We start from the raw sequence: 26,792 nt of genomic DNA, 5'->3' as shown, positions 1-26,792 counted from the left end.
CAGGTGTGCCGCCGGAACACCCGACTGCAGCGGGACGGACACCGCGCCGGAGCGGACGCAGGCCAGGTCCGCCATGGTGTACTCGGCACTCGTGGGCCCGAGGAGGGCGACGAAGTCTCCGGGCCCCAGCGCCTGTTCGGGGTGGGGCCGCCACTCTGAGGCCACCGCGCCCACCCGCTCCCAGAGCTCGCCGTAGGTGAGCGTGTCGAACCGCCGCAGAAGGCGCAGCATGGTGCGGCCCGTCTCCGGGTCGGTGACCGGCGCGGTGGCACGCTCGCCCAGGGCGGGGCGGTCGGCGTAGGCCTCCATCACGGTGGCCACCAGGTCGGCGAGCGGTAAGTCGGGGCGCCGGATCGCCTCGGTGACGGCCTCCAGGGGCGCGGTGTCACGGAACTGGGCGTCGGTCGCGTACAGGTGGGCGCTTCGTCGGTCGGTGCGTGCGTCGAGCTCGTCGGCGGGGAGGCGGGAGCGGGACACGAGTGATCTCCTTTGCGACCGAGAAAACCTCTTCGGGCAGACGGCGTTGCCGTTCGGGCGGGGTGATCAGATCAGTGGGAGGGCTGCGGGCTCACCGGTCCTCGGCCGCGCGCGCCAGCACCAGCCGGCCGCTGGCGGCGCGGGGCAGCGGCAGCGGCAGGGGCAGGGGCAGGGGCAGGCCGACCAGCTCGGCCAGCAGCCAGTCGACGTCCAGGCAGCCCCGGTTCAGTGCGCCGTAGAGGGCGCCGTGCCCGCGCCGGCGCTCGGGAGCCAGCGCCAGGCAGACCCGGGTCTTCACCGGGCCGTCGGTGCACAGCACCGCGTCGGTGGGCTCGAACAGCGCGCCGCGCAGTCCGGCCAGGCAGTCGTAGTAGACCCCCGGAAGCGTGACAGTTCCGCGAACGGCTCGCACTGCACGCCTCGTTCCACCACACTCATCACTACGGCCTTCGCGTCAAGTCCTTTTCCTCTTGGTCGAGTTCAGGATCACGCGAAGGCTGTTCCGCTGTCCCGGGAACACCCGGACGAGCGATCACCAGGTCCGCCTGTTCGAAGCCGAACGTAGGCGAGGGTCTGCTTCCGCCGTCAGGATCGCGGGGCCCATGGGTCGTCGTGCTCCGTCGGATCAGACTGTTCGGGATGGAGCATTTCTCGGACGCAGCGCCGCAGTCCCGCCTCGTTCGACCCGCCGGCGGCGGCCATCCAGGGCAGGCCGTCCATGGCGCGGGCACGCTCGTCGGTGGAGAGGTCGTCGACGGCGGCGCGAAGGTCGTCGGGGGCAGGTTCGTCCGTCAGGCAGAGCCAGCCGATCGCGGCGGCCAGCCGGTCCTCGGGAGCTTGCGCCCGGTCCCGCCAGCGCTCTCCCAGCCACACGGTGGTCGGCGGATGGGGGTGGGCACGGGTGCCTTCAGCTGTGGCGAAAACCAGGGCGGCGCGGACAATCGGGTCCTGCTCGGCGTCGAGCCGGGCGCGGAAGGCGGCACGCACCGCGCGGTCGAGGTCGGTAGCGGCGGCCAGGGCGTAGGCGGCGCGGATCCGGATCGCAGGTTCGGGATCGTGCAGAAGAGGCTTCAGGAGGGTGGTGTCGGCAGTGATCGCGGCCCGGGCGGCGGCAACCGACCAGCCCGCCGGGTAGCCGGTCACCTCGACACCGTAGTCGTCGTAGAGGTCGTCGTACTGGGTTGCGGCACGGTGGAGCAGCAGTTCGCCACGGGAGGCGACGCCGAAGTAGCGGGCACGGGCCGGGGAGGAGACTTCAGCGAGCGCGTCGGCACGGCAAGGGTGGCAGGTGTCCGCGGCGATCCGGATCAGGAAAGGCACGGCGAGCACAGCGGCGGCCCGCATGTCGTTGGCGCAGATACCGCCCACAACACCCGTTTCGGCACGAACGGATGAACTGCCGGTACGGAGCAGGTCGATGGCCTCCCTGACGTGACCCCCCTGCGGGAAGTTCTCCCAGGGAACTTCGTCGAGCTGGAATCCGTCCTTGACCTCGGGCCGTATGGCGGCCACCACCGCACGCACATCGAACGGTCCGCCCACGAATGAGGACAGGTCAGCCCCGCCCGCCAAAGCTCGGCACATCGCGAACGTCGGATCAGTTCGCCACTCGCCCACCTCACACCACCCCACCGCTGAGTCGGATCGGAGTAGATCATGCCCGAACGGACCGGCATCACTGTCGAGGCCCTGCCCTCACGCCGCGGGGCCAACGCGAGGCCGGCGCTTCCCCAGCAGGCCGCACAGACCGGTGATCGTCAGGCCTTCCTGTTCGAAGCTGGACGTTAAACGACAAGGTGAGTGCCTGTGTTCAAAGGTCCTAGCGGTGCTTACCGAGGTCAGAAATCGAACAGGCGGATCGGCGCTGTGCGGAGGAGGTTGGATGGCCGTGGCGGCGGCAGCCGTGGATGGTCCGTAGATCCGGCGCCGTCCGAACGCCGGGGCAGGACCACGAATCCCTTCGCGTTCTTCGGCCGGCCGACCGTCTTGACCGTCAGGTTCAGGTACGCCTTCGCCCAGCCGACCAGCTGTCCCGCACAGGCGGGGTCGGCCCGGACCATCGCGATCTCCGGGTGCATCAGCCGCAGCCGGAACAGGACTTCCTTCGCGGCGTCGCGGTCGGTGACGTCGGCGGGGGTGACCATGGCGAACAGCGGCAAGCCCTTGCGACGGAGGCCGGCCGGCACACCCGCCGATTCAGCCCTGGAGGGAGGCGAGCCAGGCGGTCAGCAGGCGGTTGACGTCCCCGGGACGCTCCTGCTGGATCCAGTGCCCGCAGCCGTCCAGGATGTGGGTGGAGGTCAGGGCGGGGAGGGTGGCCGGGTAGGCGTCGATGGCGTCGGCCATCCAGGTCGTGGAAGCGTCCAGGGCGCCGCCGATGAACAGGGACGGCTGCCTGATCGGGGCTCCGCCGTACTGGGCGAGGTCCTCCCAGTCGCGGTCCATGTTGCGGTAGCGGTTGAGGGCCCCGGTCATGCCGGTGCGCTCGAACTCCCCGGCGTACACGTCGAGGTCGTCCTCGGTCAGCCAGGCGGGCAGCTTGCCGCCGGGGAAGCGGTCGCGCAGCCGGCCGCCGGTGCGGGTCACGAAGTGCGGGTCGGGCTCGCCCCGGGCGGGCATGGTGTCGGCGGACATGGCCGCGTAGAAGCCCGCGAGCCAGCCCCGGAGGTCGGGCTCCATCTCGGCTTCGGCCCGGCCGGGCTCCTGGAAGTACGAGACGTAGAACTCCTGGTCGCCGCCCATCTGCGCGAAGACGTCGGTGGGGCGGGGGCCGCCGGGCGGCGCGTAGGGGACGCTCAGCAGTCCGACGGCGCGGAAGACGTCGGGGTGGAGCAGGGCGGAGGCCGCCGCGATGTTGGAGCCCCAGTCGTGCCCGACGACCACCGCCGTCTCCTCGCCCAGGGCGCGCACCAGGGCGACGTTGTCCTCCACCAGGTCGAGCATCCGGTAGGCGTCCGTCGCGGCCGGCTTGGAGGAGCGGCCGTAGCCGCGCACGTCGAGCGCCACGGCCCGGTATCCCGCCGCGGCGAGGGCCGGGAGTTGGCGGCGCCAGGAGTACCAGGTCTCGGGGAAGCCGTGGACGAGCAGGACCAGCGGTCCGGTGCCCTGCTCGACCAGGTGCAGGCGCCCGGCGGGTGCCTCGATGGTGCGGTGGCGCAGGTCGGCTGACGGTGCGGGCTGGTGCATCGCTTCTCCTCGGTTCACGGGCGGCCGCGGTTACCCACCGATCATGCGGCGCGGCGGCCGCGCGACGCGAACACCCTTGCCATTGTGGCAAACTGGCAGGACAGGGCGGTGGAGGCAGCACGGCCGCAAGGAGCGGGGCGACGGTGACGGTGACGGTAACGGTGACGGTGACGGACGACGGCACAGCCGACACGCTGGCGGCCATGGGCCCCCGGCTGCGGACCGCGCGCGAGCAGCACGGCGCCACACTCACCGGCGTCAGCCGCGCGACCGGCATCTCGCTGAGCACGCTGTCGCGGATCGAGACCGGCCGGCGCAAGCCGACCCTGGAGGTGCTGCTGCAGCTAGCGAAGGCGTACGACGTCTCCCTGGACGAGCTGGCCGGCACCGCACCCGCCGCGGCGGCCGGACCGCGCACCCCGGTGCCGCAGCGTTCCGGCAACGACAAGACGGTGCTGCCGCTGACCCGGTACGTCGGGGGCCTGCACGCCCACAAGCACGTCCTGCCCGCCGTCGACGCGCCGCCGACGCGGCCGCGGCAGGTCTCCCACGACGGGTACGAATGGCTGTGCGTCCTGTACGGGCGGCTGTGGCTGGCGCTCGGCGAGCAGGACCTCGTCCTGAGCGCCGGGGACGTGGCCGAGTTCGACACCCGCACCGCCCACGGAGTCGCGAACGCCGGACCCGGCGGACCGGTCGAATACCTGATCATGTTCGGGCCGCAGGGAGAGCGCCTACGACCGCGCACCCCAACCCCCGACCGCTGGGCCCGGTAGTGCGGAGCACAGCGTCCGGAATCCGCGACGGTGCCTGCGGCTTCACGCCTCGGCGGCGTCCGGGTCACACAGTGGTCGCAGGCCGCCGGGCAGGTCGGGGAGCTGGAAGAGTACCGGCCGAGCATGCTGGTGTGGTGCCGCACGAACAGTGAGAGGCGAGCCACGTCCTCGTCACGGACGTCGAAACCGTCCATCCGCAGCTGCTTCACCGCGGCGTCCAGGTACCGCGTGCTGAACAGCACGAGGGCGGAGAGGACCAGCCCCAGCGCCCCGACCCGGTCCTCCATGCCGTCCTGGTAGCGCTGGTAGAGCCGCCCGTGCCTGCCGTGGAAGATCTTCCGGGCGAGGGAGCGGCGGCCCTCCTGGAGGTTGGCCTGGCTCTTGAACTACCGCCGGTAGCCGGACTCGTCGGCGAGGCTGAGATTCTCCCCGAAGGCCAGGCTGTCGGCTCGGCGGCGGACCCGTCGCCGTCAGAGGTCGTTCCTGGACTCCGACCCATGGGACTTTTATCGGTGGGACTATTCCCTTCCACCGCACCGGCGTTGGACGGTGCTCGTCCGGTCAGCCCAGCGATGCGCTCGCCGCGCGCAGTTCGTCCAGGGCCGCGATGGTGTATCCGGCGAGCTCGCCCTCGGCGCCGCGGTCGTCCTCGGCCCATTCGGCGTACCCGCGTTTGAAGGCGAGGACGCCCAGCTCGCCCGCGAGGGCCGCGGTCGGGTCGGGTACGCCGCGGGCGACCAGGGCGGTTGTCATCGCGGCCGCGAGGCTGACGGTCTTGAGGGTGTCGCGCTCTTGCAGCTCGGCGCTGGCGGCGACGGCGGCCTTCAGGCGGGGGGCGAGCTCGCGACTCCCGGGGCCCATCGCGGTCGAGGCGCGTTCGAGACCGGCGGCGACCGCCTCGAGCGGGCTGGCGTCACCGGGCGCGTCGGCGATCCCCTCGGCCAGCAGCCGGCTCAGCGTCTCCTGCCCGGCGACCAGCAGCTCGCGCTTGTCGGGGAAGTGCCGGAAGAAGGTGCTCTTGGTGACCCCGGCACGCTCGGCGATCTGCGCGACCGTCGTGGCGTCGTACCCCTGCTCCGTGAACAGGTCGACCGCGGCCACGACGAGGCGTTCACGCGCACCTGGTTCCCATCGACCCATGGGGTTCAGCATACGTGATGAGACTCTTGTCCCATCACTCTGCTACGGTGATGGGACAAGAGTCCCATCACTTCTGGGAGGGTTCCATGCGCGTCTTCGTCACCGGCGGCACCGGTCTGATCGGTTCCGCCGTCGTCGCCGAACTCCTCGGCAACGGCCACACCGTCCTCGCGCTCGCCCGCTCCGACGCCTCCGCACAGGCCGCCGAGATGGCCGGCGCCGAGCCGCTGCGGGGAGGCCTCGCCGATCTCGACGTTCTGCGTTCCGGCGCCGCCCGGGCCGACGGGGTGATCCACCTGGCCTTCGGCAACGACTTCAGCAGCCCCGAGGCCCTCGCCCGGAACGTCGCCGAGGAGACCGCCGCCCTCACCGCCCTCGGCGAGGAACTCGTCGCCAGCGACCGCCCCCTGGTCACCGTCTCGGGTACGCCCCGGGTGCCGGGCCGGGCCTCCACCGAGGCCGACCCGGTACCGACCGACGGGCCGGTCGGCGGCCGCGGTCGCACGGTCACGGCGGTCCTGGGCCTGGCCTCGCGCGGGGTCCGCAGCACGTCCGTACGCCTGCCGCGCACGGTTCACAACGGGGGCACGGGCGGGTTCGCCGGTCTGCTGACCGACATCGCACGCCGAAGCGGGATCTCCGGCTACCCCGGCGACGGCACCCAGCGCTGGCCCGCGGTCCACGCGCTCGACGCGGCCGTTCTGTTCCGGCTCGCCCTGGAGCAGGCGCCGGCCGGTACCGCCTGGCACGCCGTGGCCGACGAGGGGGACCGGATACGGGACATCGCGGCCGTCATCGGCCGACGGCTGGGCCTGCCGATCGAGTCGGTGCCGGAGGAGACCTACGGCCCGCTCGGCCCGATCTTCAAGGCCGACCAGCCCTCGTCCAGCACCCGCACCCGGCAGGCGCTCGGCTGGGAGCCGAGGCACCCCGGCCTCCTGGAGGACCTGGAGAACATCCAGCCCTGATCGGCGACCGACCGTCCCGTCGCAGCGACATCTCGGATCCGCGCATCCGCGCATCCCGCGGTCGGCGCACACCGGCTCCCGACCCGTTCCCCCGCACCGGCGCCGACGACCAGGCCGCCGGCGCCGGTCCGCCACCCGCGGGGAAGCGACACCTCTCGCACCACCCCCGCCGATGCGGCAACTCATGTCCACAACAAGCAGGAGGTTCCATCATGGTGGCAGTCGTCTTCGGCGCCCGCGGCAACGTCGGTCGTCATGTGGCCGGTGGCCTGCTGGCCGCCGGTGAGCAGGTCAGAGCGGTCAGCCGGACCCCGACCGCGGGCTCGACGCCCGAGTGCGAAGCAGTCGTCGCCGACCTTGAGCGTCCCGAGACCCTCCCCACAGCGCTCGACGGTGCCGACAAGGTGTTCCTGTACGGAATGCTCGACCCCCGGAAGCCCTACGACATCGAGAAGGTCGCCGCTGCGGCCGCAGCCGCGGGGATCCGGCAGGTGGTTCTGCTCTCGTCGGTGTCGGTCGCCCTGGACCCCGACGCCGACCACCCGGTCACCCGCCTGAACCGCACGATCGAGCAGGCCGTCCAACGGTCCGGCATGGACTGGACGTTCCTCAGGCCGGGGACGTTCGCGACCAACACCCGTACCTGGTGGGCCGAATCGATCCGCACCGACAACGTCGTCCGCCTTCCCCGTCCGCTCGCACAGTCGGCACCGGTGCACGAGAAGGACATCGCGGCGCTGGCGGTGACCGCCCTGACCGAACCGGGCCACTCGCACCAGGCCTACACCGTCTACGGGGCAGAGTCCCTGTCCCTGCAACGCCAGGTCGAGCACATCGGCGAGGCCATCGGCCGTCACATCCGGATCGAGCACATATCCGACGAGCAGGCCCGCGCGGAAATCGCCAGAACCATGCATCCGGTCGTGGCCGAGGCGATCGTGAGTCAGTGGGCCGCCGCCGACGGCGTCGCGGCCGCGACCTCCGTCATCGCCGAAAAGATCACCGGCGCTCCGGCACACACCTACGCCCAGTGGGCCGTCGACCACGCCGACGACTTCCGCTGAGCCCGTCGTGCCGACCAACCGTACGGTGCGGCCCGGCTGCTCGGCACTCCGGATTCCGCCACCCCGGCCAGCACTCCCATGTTGAGTGGTCGGCAGCACCAGCTGCCGACCGCCCCGCAGCCGCGCTGCTATATTGAACACGTTCAAACTTGATGGGAGGGATCCGCTCCGGGATCCGCTCCGAACTCGGCCAGGGGGACACGTGGCACCAGGAAACGGTGTGGATGTGGCGTCGCGCGCAGTGATCACTGTGCTCACAACCTGGGTGACACTGGTCGCGCTCCTTCTCCTGCCGACGCTGCTGCCGAATCGATGGCAGTACTACATCTACTCGCCCGCCAGCGTCGCGCTGTGGATGCTGTCCATGCTCGTCGGTCCGGCCGTGGCATGTGCGGGCAACCGGCAATGGATCCGCCACGGCGTATGGAGAGCCGCAGCCGGCGGAAGCCGGACCTGACCGAGCGGATCCGCCGCCGTACGCCGTCGGTCACCCGATGGACGCCGCCGTCCTCGTCGACGAGCTGCGCGAGCAGATGACCACCGAGCTGACCCTGCTGAACGACCGGATGCCCAAGCCGAGCTGGCGGGACATCGCCGAGCGGAAGTCCGGGGCGATCCGGCTCACCCCGGACGAGGCCCAGCCCGAGCCGCGCAACCTGCGAAGGATCCAGACGAGGTACAGCGCCGGTGGGGCATCGTGCCGCTCATCCACATGCTGAATGAGGCCGTGCTGCGTACGGTGCCTGGACGCCGCCACCTCGGTCTCCGGTGGAGGCAGGCGCTCGGTGAACGGGCTCCGGGGGAGCTTGGCCGGGTAGAGCTGGTCCATGCTGCCCTTGGGCATGTAGCGGCAGGGGAAGCGATCCACTCGTCGTGGAGTTCGACGAGCACGGCGGTGACCAGCCATAGGAACGCGTCGTCGTTCGGGAAGAGGGCGACGTCGGTGCGGCGTCCGATGCATCTGCCCGGTCGGCCCCGCACGAGCGGGGACAGCTCCGGCACCTCCACCCACGGGAGGCCGCAAAAACTCCGCGCACGAACGCGCGCTCAGCCAGCACAATGGGGCCGCACCGCAACAACGGACGAGAGGACCCGGACGGCCGTGCTCAACCCGGTCGCCGCGCCGGACGCACTGTCAGCCGCGGCGGAACCCCTCCTGGACCTGTTCCAGGACTGCAACCACGAGCCGTTCATCGAGCTGCTTCACGTGGTTCCCGTGACCGGGATGACACCCGGTACTGACCGGATGCAGGGTCTCGCTCAGGCCGTCCACGACGCCGGCGGCTGGGCAGCGGATACCAGATGGGACACCGATACTCCCGCTCGCCTCCCCCCGGGCCTGGCGGGACATTCTCCATCGGCAGGTGACCAAGGGGTTCATGCAGCCCCCCAAAACGGAGTTCGTGCCCAACCCCCGCACGCCCGATGAGATCCGGCAGGCCGGCGAACTCGCCGATGGCCTCGCCGACCTCGTCGCGGCACACCTGGGTCCCGTCCGAAGCTGCGGCGATGTCGGAGGTCCGCACTCCTACTGCATATGGTGGCGCAACCTGTTGTTGGTCACCGACAGTTGGGTCACCATCCTGCATCTCGCAATCAGCGACTGACCAACCAGCTCCCCGTCACCGGCAACCCTCCGCCTTCCTGGGGTCGTGTCCTGCGGAGTGGCGTAGCGGATCAACCCGGGGCGGTGTTCATGGTGCTGGGTGACTCGGGGCGTATTCGGGGAACTCGGCGGGTTTGACAACCGGGCTGTCTCGCCGTCGACCGGCCGGACGGTGAAACCACTGCCCTCCCGACAACCGCCGGCCGTGGCTGCGGCCCCACGCCGCTCAGAGGCCCGGCGCCGTGATGGTGCCGGGCCTCTGTGTGTCTGCGAGAAAAGGTCAGGAGCACAAAGCTGAGATCACCCGGCGGGAGGCCCGGCCCGGAACAGCCGAGGCCATGCCGGACTCGGCCTTCGGTCACCGGGCGACCACGCGCGAACGCGTCTCAGCGCCACTTCTGCGTGGCGGACCAGTTGCACTGCCACTGGTTTGCGGTCGCACCGTTGTGGGTGGCGTCGTTCCAGATCTCCAGGCACTTGCCCGAGTTCCTGTTGCTGATTTCGCCAGTGGAGGTCAAGAGCCACTGCTGGGTTGGCGATCCGTTGCAGTCCCACTGGCCGGCAAAGGCGCCGTTGTCGGTGGCGTCGCCCCAGATCTCCAAGCACTTGCCCGAGTTCACATTGACGATGGCGGCCCAGGCACCGTTGAGGTACACCTGCCATTGCTGGGTTGCTGATCCGTTGCAGTCCCACTGGCCGGCACGGGCGCCGTTGTCGGTGGCGTCGTTCCAGATCTCCAAGCACTTACCGGAGTTCACGTTGACGAAGGTTCGCGAACCCGCCGACAGCGAATGCACGGTAGCGGCGTCGGCGGATGGTGCGGCCGCGAATCCTGTGGTGACCACGATTCCGGCGACAAGTGCCGCTGTTCCCTGACCGATCCGAAGCCTCATTGGCTCTCCTCATGGGTGGGTGGCATCCCGGGCCTACCCGGCCGATGGCCGGGGAATCGATGGGGTGGGCGAATGGCGGAAAAGCACGGGAGTCGTGTCGGATGTCGACCCCGCCGAGATCGACAGCGATCGCGGCGGGCGCCTCGGGCGGAGCCTCGAGGCCGTGGGTGGGCTGGACGCTGTCGTAGGCGACCAGGGCCGCTGTCCGGACGTCGATGTGGTCGGCGAACGGGCGGGCCTGGCCGTGCCAGTGTCGTGCCCCCTGGTTGAACGCCCTCGTTCCGGGCGAAGTCCGCGAGAAATTTCTTCGAACCGACCTGCAACCCCCCGGCGGGATGGACGTCTATCAGGGTGAGAGGCGGGGAGAGCGAGCCGGCGGAGCCGGGGGGCTCGGGCGGGCGCCTCGGGGCGCGACATCGGGCGCCCGTTCATCCGATCACCATCACCTTCATCACCACGTGTCCTTGGGGGGGACTGTCACATGAACGCGTCCGCTATCGACCGTATTGCGAAGATGGTCCCGCTGGCCGACCCAGCAGTACGAGGGCGCGCCCTGCACCATGGTGCTCGCGATCGCGCCCAGGGGTGATGGCGCGCTGGCCGGTGCTGCTGCCGGTGACGGTGCTGGCGGCGCTGCCCGGGATCGAGGGCGGCACGGCGGCCCTGGCGGGCGGGGTGGTGCTGATGCTCGCCATCGGGGTCAGCGAGGAGCTGAGCAGCCGGGCGCTGGTGCTGGAGGTCGCACGGCCGCTCGGCCCAGTGCGCGCGGGGGCGCTGACGGCGGCGCTGTTCGGGGTCGGGCACCTCGACAACTGGCTGTTCTTCGACGCGCCCCTGGGCAACACGCTGTGGCAGGTGCTGGAGGCCGGCGCGTTCGGCTTCTTCCTGTGCGGCGCGCGGCTGTGCATCGGGAGTGTCTGGCCGCTGGTGCTGCTGCACGCGCTGGCCGACTGCCGACTGATCGTCATATCGTTTGCCCCGCATGCGTCCTGTACGGAGGTGGCCCGGACCGGGCCCCGCACCGCCGAGGAGACGTCTTGATCTACCTCCGCCGCCGCGCCGCCGCGGCCGCTCTCGCCCTCGTGGCCGGCCTGACCGCGGCCGCCGCCACCGCACCGGCAGAAGCCGCCGCGCAGGCCGCCGGCATCCCCCGGGGGCTCGACCGCTACTACCAGCAGCGCCCGGCCTGGCACAGCTGCGTCCAGGGCCCGCAGGACGAGGAGGGCGCCGCGCTGGAACGGGCCGGCGCCCGCTGCGCGGAGGTTACCGTGCCGCTCGACTACGGCGACCCCGGCGGACGCACGGTCACGCTGGCGCTCTCCCGGATCAAGGCCACCGACACCCGCCACCGGATCGGCACGCTGCTGCTCAACGACGGCGGCCCCGGCAGTCCGACGCTCGGCGCGCCGCCGCGGGTGCGCGCCGCGTTGAAGGACACCGCCGCCCGCTTCGACATCGTCGGGCTGGACCCGCGCTTCGTCGGCCGCAGCGCCCCCCTCGACTGCGGCTGGCCGATCGGCTTCAGCATCACCTCCGCCGGGACCGGCCGGGCCTCCTTCGAGCGCCAGGTCGCCCTCCAGCGGGACCTCGCGACCCGGTGCCGTTCGGCGGCCGGGGACCTGCTGCCGCACGCGAGCACCCGCGACGCGGCCCGGGACATGGACGTGGTGCGGGGCGCGCTCGGCGAGCGGCGGATCTCCTACCTCGGCCTCTCGTACGGCACCTACCTCGGCACGGTGTACACCCAGATGTTCCCCGGCCGCTACGACCGGGTGGTCCTGGACAGCGCGCTGAACCCGGCCCACGCCGGGCCGGCGCTGCTCCCCAACATGGCGCCGGAGAACGAGCGGGCGTTCGCCGACTGGGCGGACTGGGCGGCGGCCCGCCACGACACGTACGGGCTGGGCCGCACCCGCGAGGAGGTGGTCACCGGGGTGCTGCGCACGGTCCGGGCGGCCGCGGCGCGCCCGCTCGTCGTCGGCACCGGCGCCGACGCCTTCGAGCTCGACGACACCCGGGTGCCGATGCTGGTGTTCATGAACCTCGCGGGCGACTCCGACGCGGATCGGGCGGGCCTCGCCGAGCTGACGGCGACGCTCGCCGAGGCCGCGTCGGGCCGGCCGGTCACCCCCTCGGACGGGACCACCGCCATGCTGCGCTTCCTGTTCACCCCGCAGGGGTCGCAGGCCGGCAGCATCTCCCAGGCCATCCTGTGCGCGGACGGTACGGCGCCGCGCGACCCGGAGGACTACTGGCGCCGGATCGAGCGCGACCGCGCCCGGTACCCGCTGTCCGGCCCGCTGCTCGACAACATCTCCCCGTGCGCCTTCCTGGACCCCCCGCGCGAGGCGCCCACCGAGGTACGCCGCGACGCCCGGGCACTGATCCTCTCCGCCACCGGGGACCCGCGCACCCCCTACCGGGACGGCGTCGCGCTGCACGGGCTGCTGCCCGGCTCCCGGCTGCTGACCCTGCGGGGCGCCGACCAGCACGGGCTCTACGGGACGTACGGCAACGCGTGCGTGGACGACGCGGTCAACGCCTACCTGGCCGGCGGACGCCTGCCGGAGGCCGACCCGACCTGTACCAAGGCGTAGCCGGGGCGTCCCGGCCCGCTTGTCCTGGAGGTTCGCTGAAGGTCTTTCAGGACCGCTCGGTCGCGTTCCGCGCCGCGATCGCGTCCGCCCCCGACCTTGACGTCCAGGTCCCGACCTGCCCGGACTGGACGCTGCGCGAACTGGCGCAGCACCTCGGCGACGGCCGCCGCCGCCAGGCCGCCATCGTCGCGGCGGGCCCGGGCGCCGAGCCCCCGGCGAAAACGGACCCGAAGGGCGCCCCGACCGCGCCCCGCGACCGCGAAGCCCTGGACGCCTGGCTCGCCGAGTCGACCGAACTCATGCTCGACGCGATGCGCGAGGCCGGCCCGGACCGCGGCTGCTGGACCTGGTGGGGCCGCTCGCAGGCCCCGGAGACCTGTTCAGGGGCCGTCCGGTGCGGGCACCGTTCGAAGAACGTCCAGGTGCCCCCAGCAGCCGGATCAGGGCGTGGGGAACTCGACCCGGACCCGCAGTCCGCCCGTGCTGCCGGGGACGGCGGTGACGACGGCGTGATGGGCACGCGCGATGGAGGCGACGATGGACAGGCCCAGGCCCGCGCCCTCACGCGGGCTGTGTCGACGCTCCTGCAGGCGGCGGAAGGGCTCGAAGAGGTAGGGGACCGTCTCCGTCGGCACCTGGGGGCCGGTGTTGCCGATCTCCAGGACGCCGTCGCGCACGCCGACCTCGACCCGGCCGCCGTCGTGGTTGTAGCGCAGGGCGTTGCCGACCAGGTTGCGTACCAGGTGTGCCAGCAGCACCGGATCACCCTCGACGGACACGGGGGCGGTGTCGGTTCGGACGGTGACGCGGTTCGCTCGGGCTTCCTCCGAGGCGGCGCACTCGGCGGCCACCGCGCGGGCCAGCTGGTCCAGTGCGACCGGTTCGCGGTGGTCCAGCCTCTGGTCGGAGACGGACAGCAACAGCAGGCCCTCGATGAGCCGTTCGCTGCTCTCGGAGACCTCGATCAGTTTGCGGCGGATCCGGGCGACGGCGGCCGGGTCCTCGGTGGCCAGCCCGATTTCGGCCGCGGCCCGCTGCACCGCGAGCGGAGTCCGCAGTTCGTGTGCGGCGTTGGCTGCGAACCGCTGCTGCGCACCCACCAGTTGCTCCATGCGGTCGAGCATGGCGTCGAAGGTGTCGGCGAGCTGTTTGAGCTCGCCCGGGGGCGCGTCGAGGGCGATCCGCTCGTGCAGGTTCTCACCCGAGAGCCGCCGCGCCGTGTTGGTGATCACCGCCACCGGGCGCAGCACCCGTCCCGACATCCACCAGGCCAGTGCCATCGAGATGACGGCGAAGGCGGCCAGAGCGATCAGGGAGACGGTCAGCAGCTGGTTCTGGGCGGCCTGCTCGGCGGCCTGGGTGACGACCTTGACGGCCTGGAAGTGGGACTGTCCGCCGTCGGCGGGGGTGGTTCCGGGTGGAGCGTTCGCGGGTGCGGCGGTTCCCACCGTGAGGGGTTTCGCCGCGGCGAGGTCCGGGGTCGCCAGTGTGGCCAGTCGCGGTTCGACGGCGACGGCCGTGCTGATCGAGGTGTACAGACCCTCCCGGACCAGGAAGTTGACCAGGACGATGAGCATGGCCCCGGCGAGGACGAGCAGCCCGCCGTAGAGCATGGTCAGCCGGCCCCGCTCCCCGCCCGGCAGCCGCGGGCGTGGTCGGCCGGGCAGCGGAGGGCGGTTCGGGCCGACCCGGGCGGAGCGCCTCATGCCGGGACGCCGATGCGGTAGCCGTGGCCGGGCACGGTGTCGATGACCGAGGGCTCGCCGAGCTTGGCGCGGAGTTTGCTGAGGGCGACCCGGACCGCGTTGGTGCGGTATCCCATGTTCCGCTCCCACACCCGCTCGATCAGGTCCTCACCGCTGACCACGGCGCCCTCGGCCTGCATCAGCGCCTCCAGTACGCCGAACTCCTTGCGGGACAGGGCGAGGTAGCGGCCCTCCCGGAAGGCCTGGCGGCGAGCGGTGTCGAGGGTGATGCCCGCACGTTCGAGGACCGGCGGAAGGGCGGGGTGGGTGCGGCGGCCGAGCGCCAGTACCCGGGCCAGCAGTTCCTCGTAGGCGAACGGCTTGGTGAGGTAGTCGTCCGCGCCCAGGTCCAGGCCGTCGACGCGGTCGCGGACGGTGCCGGCGGCGGTGAGCATCAGTACCCGGGTCAGCAACCGCTGTTCGACGACGCTCTGGCACACCTCGTCGCCGTGCGCTCCGGGCAGGTCGCGGTCGAGCACGAGCACGTCGTAGTCCGTGAGGCGCAGCCGCTCCAGCGCGTCGGCGCCGTTGTACACGACGTCGACGGCCAGGGCGTCGCGCCGCAATCCCTCGGCGATCATGTCCGCCAGGAATTCCTCGTCCTCCACGATCAGTACACGCATGACATCAGGTGTACCTGAGAACCACCTTTCGTCGCCGTAAAGGTCTCGGCTGACAGCGGCGAAATGCGGGTGCGTGCCAGCCTCTGCGTGGTCGGTCACCCGGTATCGGAGACGGTGGTCGGTCACTCGCAATCGGACACGGAGGAATTCCATGCGGAACCACATGCGGAACCACATGCGAAACCACAGGTACGGCGCGGCGGCCGTGCTGGTGGCGGGGATGGCGCTGTTCACCGCGGCTTGCGGCGGAGGCGCCACGGGCACGGGCGGGGGCGGCGGCTCGGACTCGTCGGGCAAGGGCGCGGCGGCGGACCGGGCCTACGAGCACCGTAAGTGCCTGCGCGAACACGGCGCCCAGGTGAAGGAGCCGGAGCCGGGCCAGGACCCGCGGGGTCTGGTCATCGAGGGCGGGCAGGACAAGATGGCGGAGGCCCTCAAGGCCTGCGGGGGAGTCGGCGGCTCGGGCGGCACGAAGATGTCCCAGGCCGACAAGGACAAGGCCGTCGAATTCGCCCGGTGCATGCGCGGTAACGGTGTGGACATGCCGGACCCGAAGTTCGACGGCGACTCGGCGATGTCGGGACAGGCGATGAAGATCCCGGAGGGCGCCGAGAAGGACAGGTTCGACAAGGCGAACAAGGCGTGCAGTGGTCAGAATGCGGAGTGAGCGCGGGCGGAGCCGCCGAACGTACCTGATCGCCGCGCTGGTCACCTCGGTCTCGCTGGTGGGCGGGGTCACGGCCCTCTCGCAGACCGGCGGTGTCAGCAGCGCCGGCACGGACCGCACCGGCGGGCCGCCGCCGAGCACGGGCTCGGTGGAACGACAGGACCTGAGCAGCCGGACCCAGGTGGACGGGACCCTCGGCTATGCCGAGGAGCACCGGCTCAACGCCGGTGTGCCGGGCACCCTCACCTGGCTCCCGGAGGCCGGCGCGGTGGTGAAACGCGACGGGGTTCTCTACGAGGTCGACGGCCGGAAGGTCCGGCTCATGGACGGCGAGCGCCCCGTGTACCGGACGATGAAGGCCGGCGACAAGGGGCCGGACGTCGGACAGCTGAAGGAAAACCTCCGCGACTTGGGCTACGGCAAGGGGCTGGCCGCGGACGAGGAGTTCACCCCCGGCACCGCAGAAGCGGTCAAACGCTGGCAGAAGGCCCACGGTCTGGCCCGGACCGGCGAGATCGGCCCCGAGCAGATCGCCTTCTCGCCCGGTCCGGTGCGGATCAAGAAGAACGATGCGGCCGTCGGCGACCAGGCCGCCCCCGGCAAGCCGGTCCTCACCACCACCGGCTCCGAACGGCAGGTGCAGATCAAGATCGAGGTCTCCCGGGCCGACCTCGCCAAGCCCGGTACCCGGGTCGAGGTCGACCTGCCCGGCGGCGGCAGGGCCAAGGGCAAGGTCGCCTCCGTCGACCGCACCATCGGTGAGGACGGCAAGGAGCAGGGCTCCCAGGACAAGCCCGCCAAGATCACCGCCCGGGTGCTCTTCGACGACCCGGGGCAGGCGGAGGGCTTCGACCAGGCGCCGGTCACCGTCGAGCTCGAAGGAGAGGTCCGCAAGGACGTGCTGACGGTACCGGTCAACGCACTGCTCGCGCTGTCCGGCGGGGGCTTCGGCGTCCAGGTCGTGGAGGACGGGAAGGTGCGCGACGTCCCGGTCGAGCTCGGCATGTTCGGACAGGGCCGGGTCGAGGTCAGCGGGACCGGCCTGGCCGAGGGAATGAAGGTCGGGGTGCCCAAGTCATGAGCGCCGTGGTCGAGTTGAACCAGGTCACCAAGGAGTATCCGGGCGGGGTCGTGGCGCTGCACGGGGTGGACCTGCGCATCGGACGCGGCGACCTGCTCGCCATCGTCGGCCCTTCGGGGTCGGGCAAGTCCACCCTGCTGCACATCGTCGGCACCCTGGACCGGCCCAGCGCCGGATCCGTCACCCTGGCGGGCCACGACGTCGCCGCCCTCTCCGACCGCCGGCTGTCCGCCCTGCGGGCCCGGCACATCGGCTTCGTCTTCCAGTCCTTCCATCTGGTGGCCGGGGTCAGCGCCCAGGACAACGTCGCCGAGGGCCTGCTCTACTCGGGCCTGCCGCGCGCCCAGCGCCGCAGGCGCGCGGCCGTGGCCCTGGAGCGGGTCGGGCTCGCGGACCGCATGCACCACCGTCCGCACGAGCTGTCGGGCGGCCAGCGGCAGCGGGTGGCCATCGCCCGGGCGGTGGTCGGCGAGCCGGACCTGCTGCTGGCCGACGAGCCGACCGGCGCGCTGGACTCCGCCTCGAGCGAAGCGGTGATGGAGCTGCTGCACGACCTCAACGCCGAGGGTGCCACCATCGCGGTGATCACCCACGACGGCGAGATCGCCGACAGCCTGCCGCGCCAGGTCCGGATCCGCGACGGCCGCGTCGTGGCGGATCTGCGCACCGGCGCCGCCGACCCGGCCGATCGGGGTGGGGAGCGATGAGCCGCACACGGCTCTCCCCGGCCCGGCTCGGCCCCCGTGACGTCCTCCACGTCGGCTCGGCCGGCCTGCGCACCCGGCCGCTGCGGGTGGTGCTGTCCGCGCTGGGCATCGCCATCGGCATCGCCACCATGATCGCGGTGGTCGGCATCTCCTCCTCCAGCAAGGCCCAACTCCTGCGACAGCTCGACCAGTTGGGTACCAACTTGCTGGTGGCCTCCCCCGGCCAGGGGCTGTTCGGCGAGAAGGTGAAGCTGCCCGAGGAGTCGATCGGCATGCTGAGCCGCGTCCCCGGGGTCGAGCAGGTCGGCGCGACCGGTGACCTGGCGCAGTCCGTCAGGCGCAGCGAGAAGATCCCCAGCGACGAAACCGGCGGCATCACCGTGAAGGCCGCCACCGAAGGGCTGCTGGACGTCGTGCGCGGCGCGGTCGGCTCGGGCACCTGGCTCAACGAGGCCAACGGGCGCTACCCGTCGACGGTGCTCGGACACGTCGCGGCCCAGCGCCTGGGCATCACCGCCCCCGGTCAGCAGGTCCACATCGGCGGCCGGTACTTCACCGTCATCGGCATCCTCGACCCGCTGCCGCTGGCTCCCGAGATCGAGCGGGCCGCCCTGGTCGGCTGGGACGGCGCCGGCGCGCTGCTGGGCTTCGACGGCCATCCGACCCAGATCTACGAACGGTCGACGGACCGGACGGTCGGCGCGGTCCGCGAGCTGATCCCACGCACCGTCGATCCGCAGAACCCGCACAACGTGCAGGTCACCGACCCCTCCTCGGCGCTCCGGGCCAAGGCCGCCACCGAGGGGGCGTTCACCGACCTCCTGCTCGGGCTGGGCGGGGTGGCACTCCTGGTCGGCGGCGTCGGGGTCGCCAACACGATGATCATCTCGGTATTGGAGAGGCGCCACGAGATCGGACTGCGCCGCTCCCTGGGCGCCACCAGGGGCCAGATCCGCCTCCAGTTCGTGACGGAGTCCCTCCTGCTCTCCGGACTGGGCGGGCTGGCCGGCGTGGCCCTGGGCGCGGCCGCCACCTACGCCTTCGCCGTCTCGGGCGGCCTGCCCTGGGTGGTCCCCCTCTGGGCCGTCACCGGGGGCTTCGCCGCCACCCTGCTCATCGGGACGGTGGCAGGCCTCTACCCGGCCGTCCGGGCCTCCCGCCTCTCCCCGACCCTCGCCCTCCGCACCGGCTAGGGCGGCCTGCTCGGGAAGGCGTCGAAGGTACGCCTGGTTGGCCGTCCCGGAAAGCTTCGGGCGGCCAACCAGAGGACGAGTGGCTCTGTTCACGTGAAGTCGCAGCGGGTTCGCACCGGGGCCCCGGCCGGGTCCCGGGCCTGGTCACCCTTGACGAAAGGTTGACCTGCTCACGGCAGAAGGTTGACGATCACCGCCTCTATGGTCGGCCCATGCCCTCACAGCCCATCAGGCCCACCACCCTGCCGGTCCTGCCCTACCGCAAGCCCACCCGCGGACGGGACTACTGGGTCCTGGACGACGTGCTGCCGGACCCGGACGCCGTCCGGGAGCGCTGCCTGGCCCGCGGGGACTGGACCGAGGGCTACCCGCACCGCCCCGAGACCTGGCCCGGACTGCGCACCATGCCGGGCCTGGAACCCGAGGAGCTGGCCCGGGTCGAGTCGCTGGTCCGCAAGGCCACCGGGGCCTCCCGACTCTGGGTGCAGAGCACCCCGGGCGGCGGCACCCTCAACCACAACTGCGTCCAGGTCGTCGGCGCCGGGGAGTCGGAGTCCCGCCCGCACACCGACTCCCGCGCGCTCTGCCGCTACGCCGCCGTCCTCTACCTGAGCCCCGGCGCCCCCAAGGACGCCGGCACCAGCTTCTACCGCCAGCAGTTCCCCGGCGGCCGCCTCGGCGGCAACCTGGTCAACGCCCCGCACAACAACCTGGTCGAGGCGCTCGGCACCCGCCACGTACCGGCCGACCACTTCACCGAGGACGTCCGCGTCCCCAACCGCTACAACCAGCTGCTCCTCTACCACGCCAACCTGATCCACAGCGCCACCGGCTACTACGGCACCGACCTGGCCGAGCGGCGGATGACGGCGGTCTTCTTCTGGATGGCCTGATCCGGCACGCACCTTCTCGGACCGTCGGGCCCTCACCCGGCACCGGGCCGACCCGCCCCTCACCCGGCCCCCACGTGCGCCAGGCTCGCCCTGGTCAGCGCCGCCGCCAACCGGGCCAGGTCCCCCGGCCCGACCAGCGCCGCCAGCCCGTCCGGCTCGCCCGGCAACCCGAGCGTCCGGGCCTCCGCCAGCGCCCGCTCGTCGACGTACGGCCGCAGCGAGGGCCAGACCGCCTGCGCCTCGCGCCGGAAGATCCCGGCGCCGACCGGCCCGATCCGGGGGAACTCCCGGAGCAGCTCGCCGATCCGCTCCGACTCGCCCCCGGCCTCCTCCCGCAGCCGCCGCAGATCGCCGTGCCAGCGGTCGAGCAGCAGCCCGGCCCCCTGGGCGAGCGCCGTGGCGGTGCTCTCGTCGTAGCGCACGTAGTGGGCCCGGCCCAGGGCGGCGATCAGCGTCCGGCGCCGGGCGTCCGCCATCGCGCGCGGGGTCCGCAGTCCGGCGGCCGACAGTTCCCGGGCCGCCGCCGTGGCGGTACCGGCGCCGATCCGCACCGAGCACAGCACGGTCAGGACGAGCAGCCGGTAGAGCGGCGAGGGCTTGTCGCGCAGCGTGATCCCGGCCTCCTCCGCGTAGGTGCGGCCGAACCGGTCCAGGAGTTCGGCAACGGTCGGTTCCACGGCCTTCACCTCCTCCCCCACGCTTGCCCGGATTCGGACGCCCCGCACCCGGGGAGGCTCGCCGCATGAGTGAGCGAAGCACGGGGACACCCCCGGCCGGAGGCTGGGGGCGAATCGTCGACGGGTGCGCGCGGGCGCAGGCCCCTGCCGGGCGGAGCGGGGCGGGCGTGAGCCGGGACGCCGTACCCGCAACCGAGACCGTCCGCCCCGACTGGGCCGCGATCGACCGACTGCCCACCGTCGAGCTGCTCCGCCTGATGAACGCCGAGGACCGCACGGTTCCGGCCGCCGTCGCCGGGGAGTTGGAGCGGATCGCCGCCGTGGTCGACGCCGTGGCCGCCCGGATGGCGCGTGGTGGCCGGCTGGTCTACGCCGGCGCGGGGACGGCCGGGCGGCTCGGTGTGCTGGACGCCGTCGAGTGCCCGCCGACCTTCGGCACCGATCCGGCGCTGGTCGTCGGTCTGATCGCGGGCGGGCGCTCGGCCGTCACCGCGGCGGCCGAGGGCGCCGAGGACCGCACCGACCTCGCCGAGGCCGACGTGGCCGCGCTCGCCCTCACTCCCGCCGACACCCTGGTGGGCGTCTCCGCGTCCGGCCGGACGCCCTATCCGCTGGCCGCCGTCCGTGCGGCGCGGGCGGCCGGGGCGCTGACCGTCGGGTTGGCGTGCAACCGCGGCTCGGCGCTCGCCGCCGCGGCCGAGCTGGGCATCGAGGTGGAAGTCGGCCCGGAGGTGCTGGCCGGATCGACCCGGCTCAAGGCGGGCACGGCGCAGAAGCTGGTGCTCAATCTGCTCTCCACGGCCGTGATGGTCCGGCTCGGCCGGACGTACGGCAATCTGATGGTCGACCTCCGCGCCACCAACGACAAGCTGCGCGACCGTGCCCGACGGATCGTCGCCGAGGCGACCGGCGCCGACGAGGCCGCGGTCGACCGTGCCCTGACCGCGACCGGCGGCCGGGCCAAGGATGCGATCCTGTCCCTGCTCGCGGACGTGGACGCGTCCACCGCCGCCCGCCTGCTCACGGCCTCGGACGGACGGCTGCGCGAAGCCCTCCGCCTCGCCCGGCCGTAGCGGCCCTCCGCGTCGCCCGGCCGTAGCGGCCCGCCACCGAACCGGCGGCAACCCGCCCCGCCGGCTCACCCCAGCCGCACGTCCGCGGCCGCGACGACCTCGCCGAGGCGCGGGAAGTCCAGCTCCACCGACGCCCGGTGCTCCTCCCCCGTGAGCGCGGCCATCGCGTCCTCGACGAACACCAGCCGGTACCCGTGGTCGCCGGCGGCCCGGGCACTCGACTCCACGCCGAGGTTGGTCGCGATCCCGGCGAACACCACGGTCTCCACGCCCCGCGCCCGGAGCAGCTCGTCCAGGCCGGTGCCCTGGAAGGCGCCGATGGTGCGCTTCACCACGACCTCGTCGGCCGCCGCCGCGACCTCCGCGGGCAGCCCGCTCCCGGGCGGCTGCTCGGTCACGTTCGGCCGCTCGACCCGTACCGCGATCACGGGCGCGCCCGCCGCCCGGAACTTCCGGGCCAGCTCCAGCGAGGCCTTCAGCACCTCCGAACCGGTGCGCGGCGCGAGCGGGTTGGCGACGATCCGGTCCATCAGGTCGATCAGGACCAGGGCCGTGCTGCGGGGGTCAAGGGTGGTCATGGGGTCACGCCGGTCCATCGGACGAGTGGCCCCCGGGGCCCGGTCCGGCGCCGGGGCGCCCTGCGCCGCCTCCCGCGCGATCTCCGTCCGGAACCCCTCGATCAGCACCCGCAGCCCGTACTCGAAGTCGGCGTCGTGGTCGGTCATCCGCAGGACGTCGACCGCCTCGCGCAGCAAGGGCAGTTCGCACAGCGCCTCGTCCGGGAACGGCGGCCGGTCGCGGCCCGCGGAGTCCTGTCGCCAGGCCTGCTCCTCGGTGACCCAGCCCATGATGTACCGGTCGACGGTCAGCAGCAGGCGCAGCGCCGTTCGCGGGCGCAGGCCCGCTCCACAGAGGGCACTCAACTGGGCCTCGACCGCCGGGAGTTCGTCCTCGGTCGGGAGGGTTCCGGCGTGCACCCGGGCGCCGTCGCGGTAGGCGAGCAGGGCGTTGCGCTTGGCGCGGGCGTCGGCGGCGATCCACTCGGGCCAGCGCGCCGGGTCCGGCTCACGGTCGGGCGGGAGGGCTTCGGCGAGCATCGCCTCGGCCATCAGGTCGAGCAGTTCCCGCTTGCTCGTGAAGTGCCAGTACAACGCCGGTGACTGGACGCCGAGTTCGCGGGCGAGCCGCCGGGTGGTCAGCCCGTCGATGCCCTCCTCGTTGAGCAGGCGCAGCGCCGTGCGCACCACCTCGTCGCGCTTCAGAGCCATCCGATCGGCCTCCTGGGTCGTCCGCTTGCCAGACCCACCTTATCGCCGATAAGTTCCCGAGCTGGAATTTATCAGCGATAAGGAGAGCCGTCGCGACACCGACGGCCGCGAAGGGATCCCACCCCTCATGACCTCCGGACCGAACCCGACCCCCGGACCGAGCCCAACGCCCGGACCGAGCCCGACGCCCGGAACGGACAGCGCCTCCGGACCGAACACCACCCCCGGAACGCACCGCCGCTGGTTCCGCCTGCTGCCGAACACCGCGCCCTGGCGGTCCTCCCGCGACTTCCGGCTGACCTGGACCTCGGGCACTGTCACCCTGCTCGGCTCGATCTTCACCATGACGGCGATCCCGCTCCAGATCGCCGACCTCACCGGTTCGCCGCTGGCCGTGGGCGCGGTCGGCGCGGTCGAACTCGTGCCCACCGTCCTGTTCGGCCTCTACGGCGGCGTCCTCGCCGACCGCGCCGACCGCCGCACCGTCGCCCTGGCCACCGAGGTCGCCCTGGCCGCGCTCAGCGCCCTACTGCTGGCCAACGCGCTGCTCGGCGCCCCCGCCGTCTGGCCGCTGTACGTCGCCGCCGGGCTGGCGGCGGCGCTCCAGGGCGTCCAGCAGCCCTCGGTCGAGGCGATGGTCCCCCGGCTGGTGCCCCAGGACCAGCTGGTGGCGGCCGGCTCCCTGCTCTCGCTGCGCTGGAGCATCGGCGGCGTGGCGGCCCCGGCGGCGGCCGGCCTGCTGATCGCGACCGCCGGCGTCCCGGCGGCGTACCTGGTCGACCTCGGCACCTTCCTGCTCTCGATCGCCCTGCTCGCCCGGGTCCGGCCGGTCCCCTCGGAGCGGGACGCCGAGGCGCCGCAGCTCACCGAGTTCCTCGACGGCGCCCGGTACGCGGCCCGGCGCCCGGACCTGATCGGCACCTACCTGGCCGACCTCGCGGCCACCGTCTTCGCCCTGCCCACCGCGCTCTTCCCGTTCCTGGCCGCGGACCTGGACGCCACCTGGGCGCTCGGCCTGCTCTACTCGGCCGGCGCGGTCGGCAGCCTGATCGCCGCCGCGACCGGGGGGTGGGCGGAGCGGGTCCACCGGCACGGCCGACCCGTCCTGCTCTCCGCCGCCCTGGTCGGCGCGGCGACGGCGGCGGCCGCGTTCGCCCCGGGCCTGTGGGCCGTCCTGCTCTGCCTGACCGTCGCGGGCGGTGCCCACTGGATCGGCGACACCTTCCGCAGCGCCATCTGGAACCAGTCCATTCCGGACGAACTCCGGGGCCGCGCGGCCGGGCTGGAGATGCTGATCGGCTCCGCCGGGCCGGCCCTGGGTGACCTGCGGGCGGGCGGGCTCGCCGCCCGCCAGGGCATCCGGGCGGCCCTGCGCACCGGCGGCCTGCTCTGCCTCGGCAGCTCGGCCGCGCTGTCCGCCGCGATCCCCGCGCTCTGGCGCTACGACCGGCGGGCGCACCGGGCCGGCCCGGCGGAGCCCACCCCGTGACGCGCCCCTCGCCCCGGCCGCATCGGCCCCACCGAAGGGACCGCCCCAGGAACCGCCCCAGGAACCACCGCTCAGTCCGGGACGAGCGCCGTCGCGTGCCGGTCGATCAGCTCCCCCAGCCCCCGGAGGTCGTCGGCCCCGCGCTTGGGCAGCATGGTCAGCACCCCCGTCTCCTCGTTGCCGGTCAGCAGCAGGAACAGCCGGGGCGTCTCCAGGTAGTACCGCTGCTCCGGCCAGGAGAACTCGGTGACCGAGGCCTCGGTGCTCACGACCACCCCGTCGTCGTCCAGCAGGACCCTGAACTCGCCCTTGTCCGCCGCCGCCCTCGTCACCCGCCGCACCCGCGTCCCGGGCCCCGCGAGAACCACGAGCAGCGCGACCATCACCAGCAGGGCGGCCAGCAGCAGCACCGTCCCGCCGAGGACGGCGAGCAGCCCGGCGACCGCCGTCCCGCCGGCGGCCACCGTGTACACGGCTCGCCGCGACCGGCGTCCGGCCACCGTGCGCCGGTCCCACGCCGCGAAGGCCTCCCGGAAGTCGGCGGCCGTCGGGGTGTAGCGAACCTCGACCGACGTCACCGCCCGTCCATCGGAACCCACGTCCCCACCCTCCGACCCGTGTACGCACAACTCCTGACACCAGCTTCGCCGGATCGTAGCAAAGACCGTACGTACCCGATGCGACGGCGACGGCGGTTACAAGGGCGTGGTCAACCCCTCGATCAGCCCCGACGGCCGCTACGCGGTCTACTCGTCCTGGGTCCTGCACGGCGACACCCAGTGGGACCGTCACTTCGAGGTCTACGTCCGCGACCTGAAGCAGGGCACCGAGACCCTGGTCAGCACCGGCCTGCCCGGGACGACGACCACCCTCGGCTCCTACGGCGGCCGGATCACGGCGGACGACCGGTGGGTCGTCTTCAGCTCGGAGGCGGACAACCTCGTCCCCGGCGACGCCACAGTCGCCCCGACCCGGCCCGCCCCGGCGCGGGTGCTCCCGGACTCACACCGTGAGCGCCCGCGTCGAGGCCCGGATCGGCGCCGGAAGCTCCGTCCACCCGCGCAGGTACCGGTCCACCGCCGCCGCCACCGCCCGCCCCTCGGCGATCGCCCAGACGATCAGTGACTGCCCGCGTCCGGCGTCCCCCGCCACGAACACACCCTGCGCCTCCGTGGCGAAGCCGTCGTCCCGGGCCAGGGTGCCCGCCGACCCGGTGGTGAGGCCGAGCTGGGCGAACAGCCGCCGGTCCGGCTCCGGCCCGGTGAAGCCCAGCGCGAGCAGCACCAGCTGCGCGGGCAGGCTCCGCTCGGTGCCCGTCCGCGGGCTGCGGTCGGCCGGTTCGGCCTCGGCGAAGCGGACGGCGGCCAGCCGGCCGTCCGGGCCGGCTTCGAGGCCGACGGTGGTCGCCGCGAACACCCGGGGCCCGGCCTCCGCGGCGCCGGACTCCTCGTGCGAGGTGGTCTCCCGGTACACCTTGGGGTGCACCGGCCAGGGCTGTCCGGCGGCCCGGTCCTGCGGCGGGCGGGGGTTGATGTCCAGTTGGGTGACCGTGGCGGCGCGTTGACGGAGCGCCGTTCCCAGGCAGTCCGCCGCCGTGTCCCCGCCGCCGACGATGACCACGTCCAGCCCCTCGGCGGACACCGGCGAGACCGGGCGGTCGCCCTCGTCCACCCGGTTCGCCCAGGTCAGGTAGTCGATCGCCTGGTGCACCCCGGACAGGTCCCGGCCCGGCACCGCCAGCTCCCGGCAGGCGGTCGCCCCCACCGCGACCACCACCGCGTCGTACCCCGATCGCAGTTCCTCGCCCGGAACGTCCCGGCCGACCCACACCCCGGTGCGGAAGGCGGCGCCCTCGGCCCGCAGCTGGTCCAGTCGGCGCTCCAGCCGGTGCTTCTCCAGCCGGAACGGCGGGATGCCGTACCGCAGCAGTCCGCCCGCGCGGTCGGCCCGTTCGTACACCGTGACGGTGTGCCCGGCCCTGGTCAGTTGCTGGGCGGCGGCCAGCCCGGCCGGACCCGAGCCGATCACCGCGATCCGCCGCCCACCGGGGCGGTCGGGCGGCCGGGGCCCGTCCCAGCCCGCTTCCCAGGCCCGGTCGGCGATCGCCAGCTCCACGTTCTTGATCGCCACCGCGGCGCCGTCGATCGCCAGGACGCAGGCGCTCTCGCAGGGCGCCGGGCAGAGCCGCCCGGTGAATTCCGGGAAGTTGTTGGTGGCCAGCAGCCGTGCCGCGGCCGCCCGCCAATCCGCTCCCGCCCCCGGCTCCTGGCCCGTCCCCGATTCCGCCACCAGCCGGTTCCAGTCCGGCACCAGGTTCCCCAGGGGACAGGCGTGGTGGCAGAACGGCAGCCCGCAGTCCATGCACCGCCCCGCCTGCCCGCCCACCACCGGCAGCAGTTCGCCCGGCCGGTACACCTCCCGCCAGTCGCCCAGGCGCTCCCGCGCGTCCCGCCGCGCCCGCTCCGCGCGCGGGGTGGTGAAGAAGGCCATCCGGTCTGCCATCGCGGCCTCCGGCAGGGCGTGCCGACTCGAACCAGGCGGCCCACCCGGCGGCGCGCCACCGTACGGCCACCGTACGCCCGCGAAGCACCGCGCAACAGCCGCGGCCGTCGGGGAGGGCCGCGGAGCGGACCCGGAACACCTCGGCCCCGACCGGAAGCGCCGTGAGC

Annotated in this window: 25 protein-coding genes and 6 pseudogenes; 16 read left to right on the top strand and 15 right to left on the bottom strand. The window is 72.9% G+C overall.

What is annotated here, in order from left to right; genetic code table 11:
• Positions 1–6: 6 nt before the first annotated feature.
• From ACWGKU_RS09375 to ACWGKU_RS09355, 5 genes and pseudogenes are all read right to left on the bottom strand, one after another.
• Positions 7–231, bottom strand: a pseudogene (locus tag ACWGKU_RS09375) (AMP-binding protein); the annotation flags it as partial.
• A gap of 358 nt (positions 232–589) precedes the next feature.
• Positions 590–918: pseudogene (locus tag ACWGKU_RS09370) on the bottom strand (NF041680 family putative transposase); the annotation flags it as partial.
• 144 nt (positions 919–1,062) lie between these two features.
• Complete coding sequence (locus ACWGKU_RS09365) at positions 1,063–2,094, bottom strand: hypothetical protein (protein ID WP_452177859.1); 1,032 nt, start codon at positions 2,092–2,094, stop codon at positions 1,063–1,065.
• 317 nt (positions 2,095–2,411) lie between these two features.
• A pseudogene (locus ACWGKU_RS09360) lies at positions 2,412–2,642 on the bottom strand (IS5-like element IS4811 family transposase); the annotation flags it as partial.
• A 31-nt stretch (positions 2,643–2,673) separates the two neighbouring features.
• Positions 2,674–3,663: an alpha/beta hydrolase gene (locus tag ACWGKU_RS09355; RefSeq protein WP_452177858.1), complete on the bottom strand. Its 990-nt coding sequence runs from the start codon at positions 3,661–3,663 to the stop codon at positions 2,674–2,676.
• A gap of 203 nt (positions 3,664–3,866) precedes the next feature.
• Here ACWGKU_RS09355 and ACWGKU_RS09350 point away from each other — a divergent pair, with 203 nt between their 5' ends.
• Positions 3,867–4,439, top strand: coding sequence for a helix-turn-helix domain-containing protein (locus tag ACWGKU_RS09350; protein WP_401047361.1), 573 nt, complete (start codon positions 3,867–3,869; stop codon positions 4,437–4,439).
• Between the two features lie 42 nt (positions 4,440–4,481).
• Here the strand turns inward: ACWGKU_RS09350 and ACWGKU_RS09345 are convergent.
• Together ACWGKU_RS09345 and ACWGKU_RS09340 are read right to left on the bottom strand one after the other, a co-directional pair.
• Positions 4,482–4,861 (bottom strand): annotated as a pseudogene (locus tag ACWGKU_RS09345) (Tn3 family transposase); the annotation flags it as partial.
• Positions 4,862–5,000: 139 nt separating this feature from the next.
• The gene (locus ACWGKU_RS09340) at positions 5,001–5,579 is read right to left on the bottom strand and encodes a TetR/AcrR family transcriptional regulator (RefSeq protein ID WP_452177857.1); all 579 of its coding nucleotides are present in this window, start codon (positions 5,577–5,579) and stop codon (positions 5,001–5,003) included.
• Positions 5,580–5,665: 86 nt separating this feature from the next.
• Here ACWGKU_RS09340 and ACWGKU_RS09335 point away from each other — a divergent pair, with 86 nt between their 5' ends.
• The 5 genes from ACWGKU_RS09335 to ACWGKU_RS09315 all read left to right on the top strand — a co-directional run bounded on the left by ACWGKU_RS09335 (position 5,666) and on the right by ACWGKU_RS09315 (position 9,218).
• Complete coding sequence (locus tag ACWGKU_RS09335) at positions 5,666–6,547, top strand: SDR family oxidoreductase (RefSeq protein ID WP_452177856.1); 882 nt, start codon at positions 5,666–5,668, stop codon at positions 6,545–6,547.
• Positions 6,548–6,759: 212 nt separating this feature from the next.
• Positions 6,760–7,611, top strand: coding sequence for an SDR family oxidoreductase (locus ACWGKU_RS09330; RefSeq protein ID WP_452177855.1), 852 nt, complete (start codon positions 6,760–6,762; stop codon positions 7,609–7,611).
• Between the two features lie 241 nt (positions 7,612–7,852).
• Positions 7,853–8,068, top strand: coding sequence for a hypothetical protein (locus ACWGKU_RS09325; protein ID WP_452177854.1), 216 nt, complete (start codon positions 7,853–7,855; stop codon positions 8,066–8,068).
• A 37-nt stretch (positions 8,069–8,105) separates the two neighbouring features.
• Entirely contained in the window at positions 8,106–8,330 is a 225-nt protein-coding gene (locus ACWGKU_RS09320) for a hypothetical protein (RefSeq protein ID WP_401047365.1), read from the top strand.
• Between the two features lie 645 nt (positions 8,331–8,975).
• Entirely contained in the window at positions 8,976–9,218 is a 243-nt protein-coding gene (locus tag ACWGKU_RS09315; protein WP_401047355.1) for a hypothetical protein, read from the top strand.
• 385 nt (positions 9,219–9,603) lie between these two features.
• On the opposite strand, the gene ACWGKU_RS09310 is transcribed toward ACWGKU_RS09315, so the two are convergent.
• Complete coding sequence (locus ACWGKU_RS09310; protein WP_401047358.1) at positions 9,604–10,110, bottom strand: RICIN domain-containing protein; 507 nt, start codon at positions 10,108–10,110, stop codon at positions 9,604–9,606.
• Between the two features lie 588 nt (positions 10,111–10,698).
• Between ACWGKU_RS09310 and ACWGKU_RS09305 the strand changes: the two genes are divergently transcribed.
• The 3 genes and pseudogenes from ACWGKU_RS09305 to ACWGKU_RS09295 all read left to right on the top strand — a co-directional run.
• Complete coding sequence (locus ACWGKU_RS09305; protein WP_452177853.1) at positions 10,699–11,151, top strand: CPBP family intramembrane glutamic endopeptidase; 453 nt, start codon at positions 10,699–10,701, stop codon at positions 11,149–11,151.
• Positions 11,148–12,707, top strand: a complete 1,560-nt coding sequence (locus ACWGKU_RS09300; RefSeq protein WP_452177852.1) for an alpha/beta fold hydrolase — start codon at positions 11,148–11,150, stop codon at positions 12,705–12,707. The genes ACWGKU_RS09305 and ACWGKU_RS09300 overlap by 4 nt, the downstream gene beginning before the upstream one ends.
• A 35-nt stretch (positions 12,708–12,742) precedes the next feature.
• Positions 12,743–13,099 (top strand): annotated as a pseudogene (locus ACWGKU_RS09295) (maleylpyruvate isomerase N-terminal domain-containing protein); the annotation flags it as partial.
• A 48-nt stretch (positions 13,100–13,147) separates the two neighbouring features.
• On the opposite strand, the gene ACWGKU_RS09290 reads toward ACWGKU_RS09295, so the two are convergent.
• Together ACWGKU_RS09290 and ACWGKU_RS09285 are read right to left on the bottom strand one after the other, a co-directional pair.
• Complete coding sequence (locus ACWGKU_RS09290; protein ID WP_452177851.1) at positions 13,148–14,413, bottom strand: sensor histidine kinase; 1,266 nt, start codon at positions 14,411–14,413, stop codon at positions 13,148–13,150.
• On the bottom strand, positions 14,410–15,075 hold the full coding sequence (locus ACWGKU_RS09285; RefSeq protein WP_380550139.1) for a response regulator transcription factor: 666 nt from the start codon (positions 15,073–15,075) through the stop codon (positions 14,410–14,412). Before ACWGKU_RS09285 ends, ACWGKU_RS09290 begins: the two co-directional genes overlap by 4 nt.
• A 220-nt stretch (positions 15,076–15,295) precedes the next feature.
• Between ACWGKU_RS09285 and ACWGKU_RS09280 the strand changes: the two genes are divergently transcribed.
• The 5 genes from ACWGKU_RS09280 (at position 15,296) to ACWGKU_RS09260 (ending at position 19,616) form a co-directional block, all read left to right on the top strand.
• Positions 15,296–15,742 (top strand): hypothetical protein, encoded by a 447-nt coding sequence (locus ACWGKU_RS09280; protein ID WP_452177850.1) that lies wholly within the window; start codon positions 15,296–15,298, stop codon positions 15,740–15,742.
• The gene (locus ACWGKU_RS09275; RefSeq protein WP_452177849.1) at positions 15,732–16,823 is read left to right on the top strand and encodes an efflux RND transporter periplasmic adaptor subunit; all 1,092 of its coding nucleotides are present in this window, start codon (positions 15,732–15,734) and stop codon (positions 16,821–16,823) included. The genes ACWGKU_RS09280 and ACWGKU_RS09275 overlap by 11 nt, the downstream gene beginning before the upstream one ends.
• A complete protein-coding gene (locus tag ACWGKU_RS09270; protein WP_452177848.1) occupies positions 16,820–17,530 on the top strand; it encodes an ABC transporter ATP-binding protein in 711 nt (236 codons plus the stop codon). Before ACWGKU_RS09275 ends, ACWGKU_RS09270 begins: the two co-directional genes overlap by 4 nt.
• Entirely contained in the window at positions 17,527–18,723 is a 1,197-nt protein-coding gene (locus tag ACWGKU_RS09265; protein ID WP_452177847.1) for an ABC transporter permease, read from the top strand. The genes ACWGKU_RS09270 and ACWGKU_RS09265 overlap by 4 nt, the downstream gene beginning before the upstream one ends.
• Positions 18,724–18,935: 212 nt before the next feature.
• Positions 18,936–19,616, top strand: coding sequence for a DUF6445 family protein (locus ACWGKU_RS09260; RefSeq protein ID WP_452177846.1), 681 nt, complete (start codon positions 18,936–18,938; stop codon positions 19,614–19,616).
• 59 nt (positions 19,617–19,675) lie between these two features.
• Here the strand turns inward: ACWGKU_RS09260 and ACWGKU_RS09255 are convergent, their stop codons facing one another.
• Positions 19,676–20,293 (bottom strand): endonuclease, encoded by a 618-nt coding sequence (locus tag ACWGKU_RS09255; RefSeq protein WP_452177845.1) that lies wholly within the window; start codon positions 20,291–20,293, stop codon positions 19,676–19,678.
• A gap of 113 nt (positions 20,294–20,406) precedes the next feature.
• On the opposite strand from ACWGKU_RS09255, the gene murQ reads away from it, so the two are divergent.
• A complete protein-coding gene (murQ, locus tag ACWGKU_RS09250) occupies positions 20,407–21,366 on the top strand; it encodes an N-acetylmuramic acid 6-phosphate etherase (RefSeq protein WP_452177883.1) in 960 nt (319 codons plus the stop codon).
• 65 nt (positions 21,367–21,431) lie between these two features.
• On the opposite strand, the gene ACWGKU_RS09245 is transcribed toward murQ, so the two are convergent.
• Both ACWGKU_RS09245 and ACWGKU_RS09240 read right to left on the bottom strand, forming a co-directional pair.
• Complete coding sequence (locus ACWGKU_RS09245; protein ID WP_452177882.1) at positions 21,432–21,944, bottom strand: isochorismatase family protein; 513 nt, start codon at positions 21,942–21,944, stop codon at positions 21,432–21,434.
• Positions 21,945–22,040: 96 nt separating this feature from the next.
• Positions 22,041–22,634, bottom strand: a pseudogene (locus ACWGKU_RS09240) (TetR/AcrR family transcriptional regulator C-terminal domain-containing protein); the annotation flags it as partial.
• Between the two features lie 127 nt (positions 22,635–22,761).
• On the opposite strand from ACWGKU_RS09240, the gene ACWGKU_RS09235 reads away from it, so the two are divergent.
• Positions 22,762–24,123, top strand: coding sequence for an MFS transporter (locus ACWGKU_RS09235; RefSeq protein WP_401049165.1), 1,362 nt, complete (start codon positions 22,762–22,764; stop codon positions 24,121–24,123).
• A gap of 71 nt (positions 24,124–24,194) precedes the next feature.
• Here the strand turns inward: ACWGKU_RS09235 and ACWGKU_RS09230 are convergent, their stop codons facing one another.
• Both ACWGKU_RS09230 and ACWGKU_RS09225 read right to left on the bottom strand, forming a co-directional pair.
• Entirely contained in the window at positions 24,195–24,701 is a 507-nt protein-coding gene (locus ACWGKU_RS09230; protein ID WP_401049167.1) for a YcxB family protein, read from the bottom strand.
• A gap of 424 nt (positions 24,702–25,125) precedes the next feature.
• On the bottom strand, positions 25,126–26,625 hold the full coding sequence (locus ACWGKU_RS09225) for a glutamate synthase subunit beta (RefSeq protein ID WP_452177844.1): 1,500 nt from the start codon (positions 26,623–26,625) through the stop codon (positions 25,126–25,128).
• Positions 26,626–26,792 lie beyond the last annotated feature (167 nt).

The organism is Kitasatospora sp. NPDC054768 (assembly GCF_053612025.1).
This window is presented reverse-complemented; position numbering and strand designations above follow the sequence as displayed.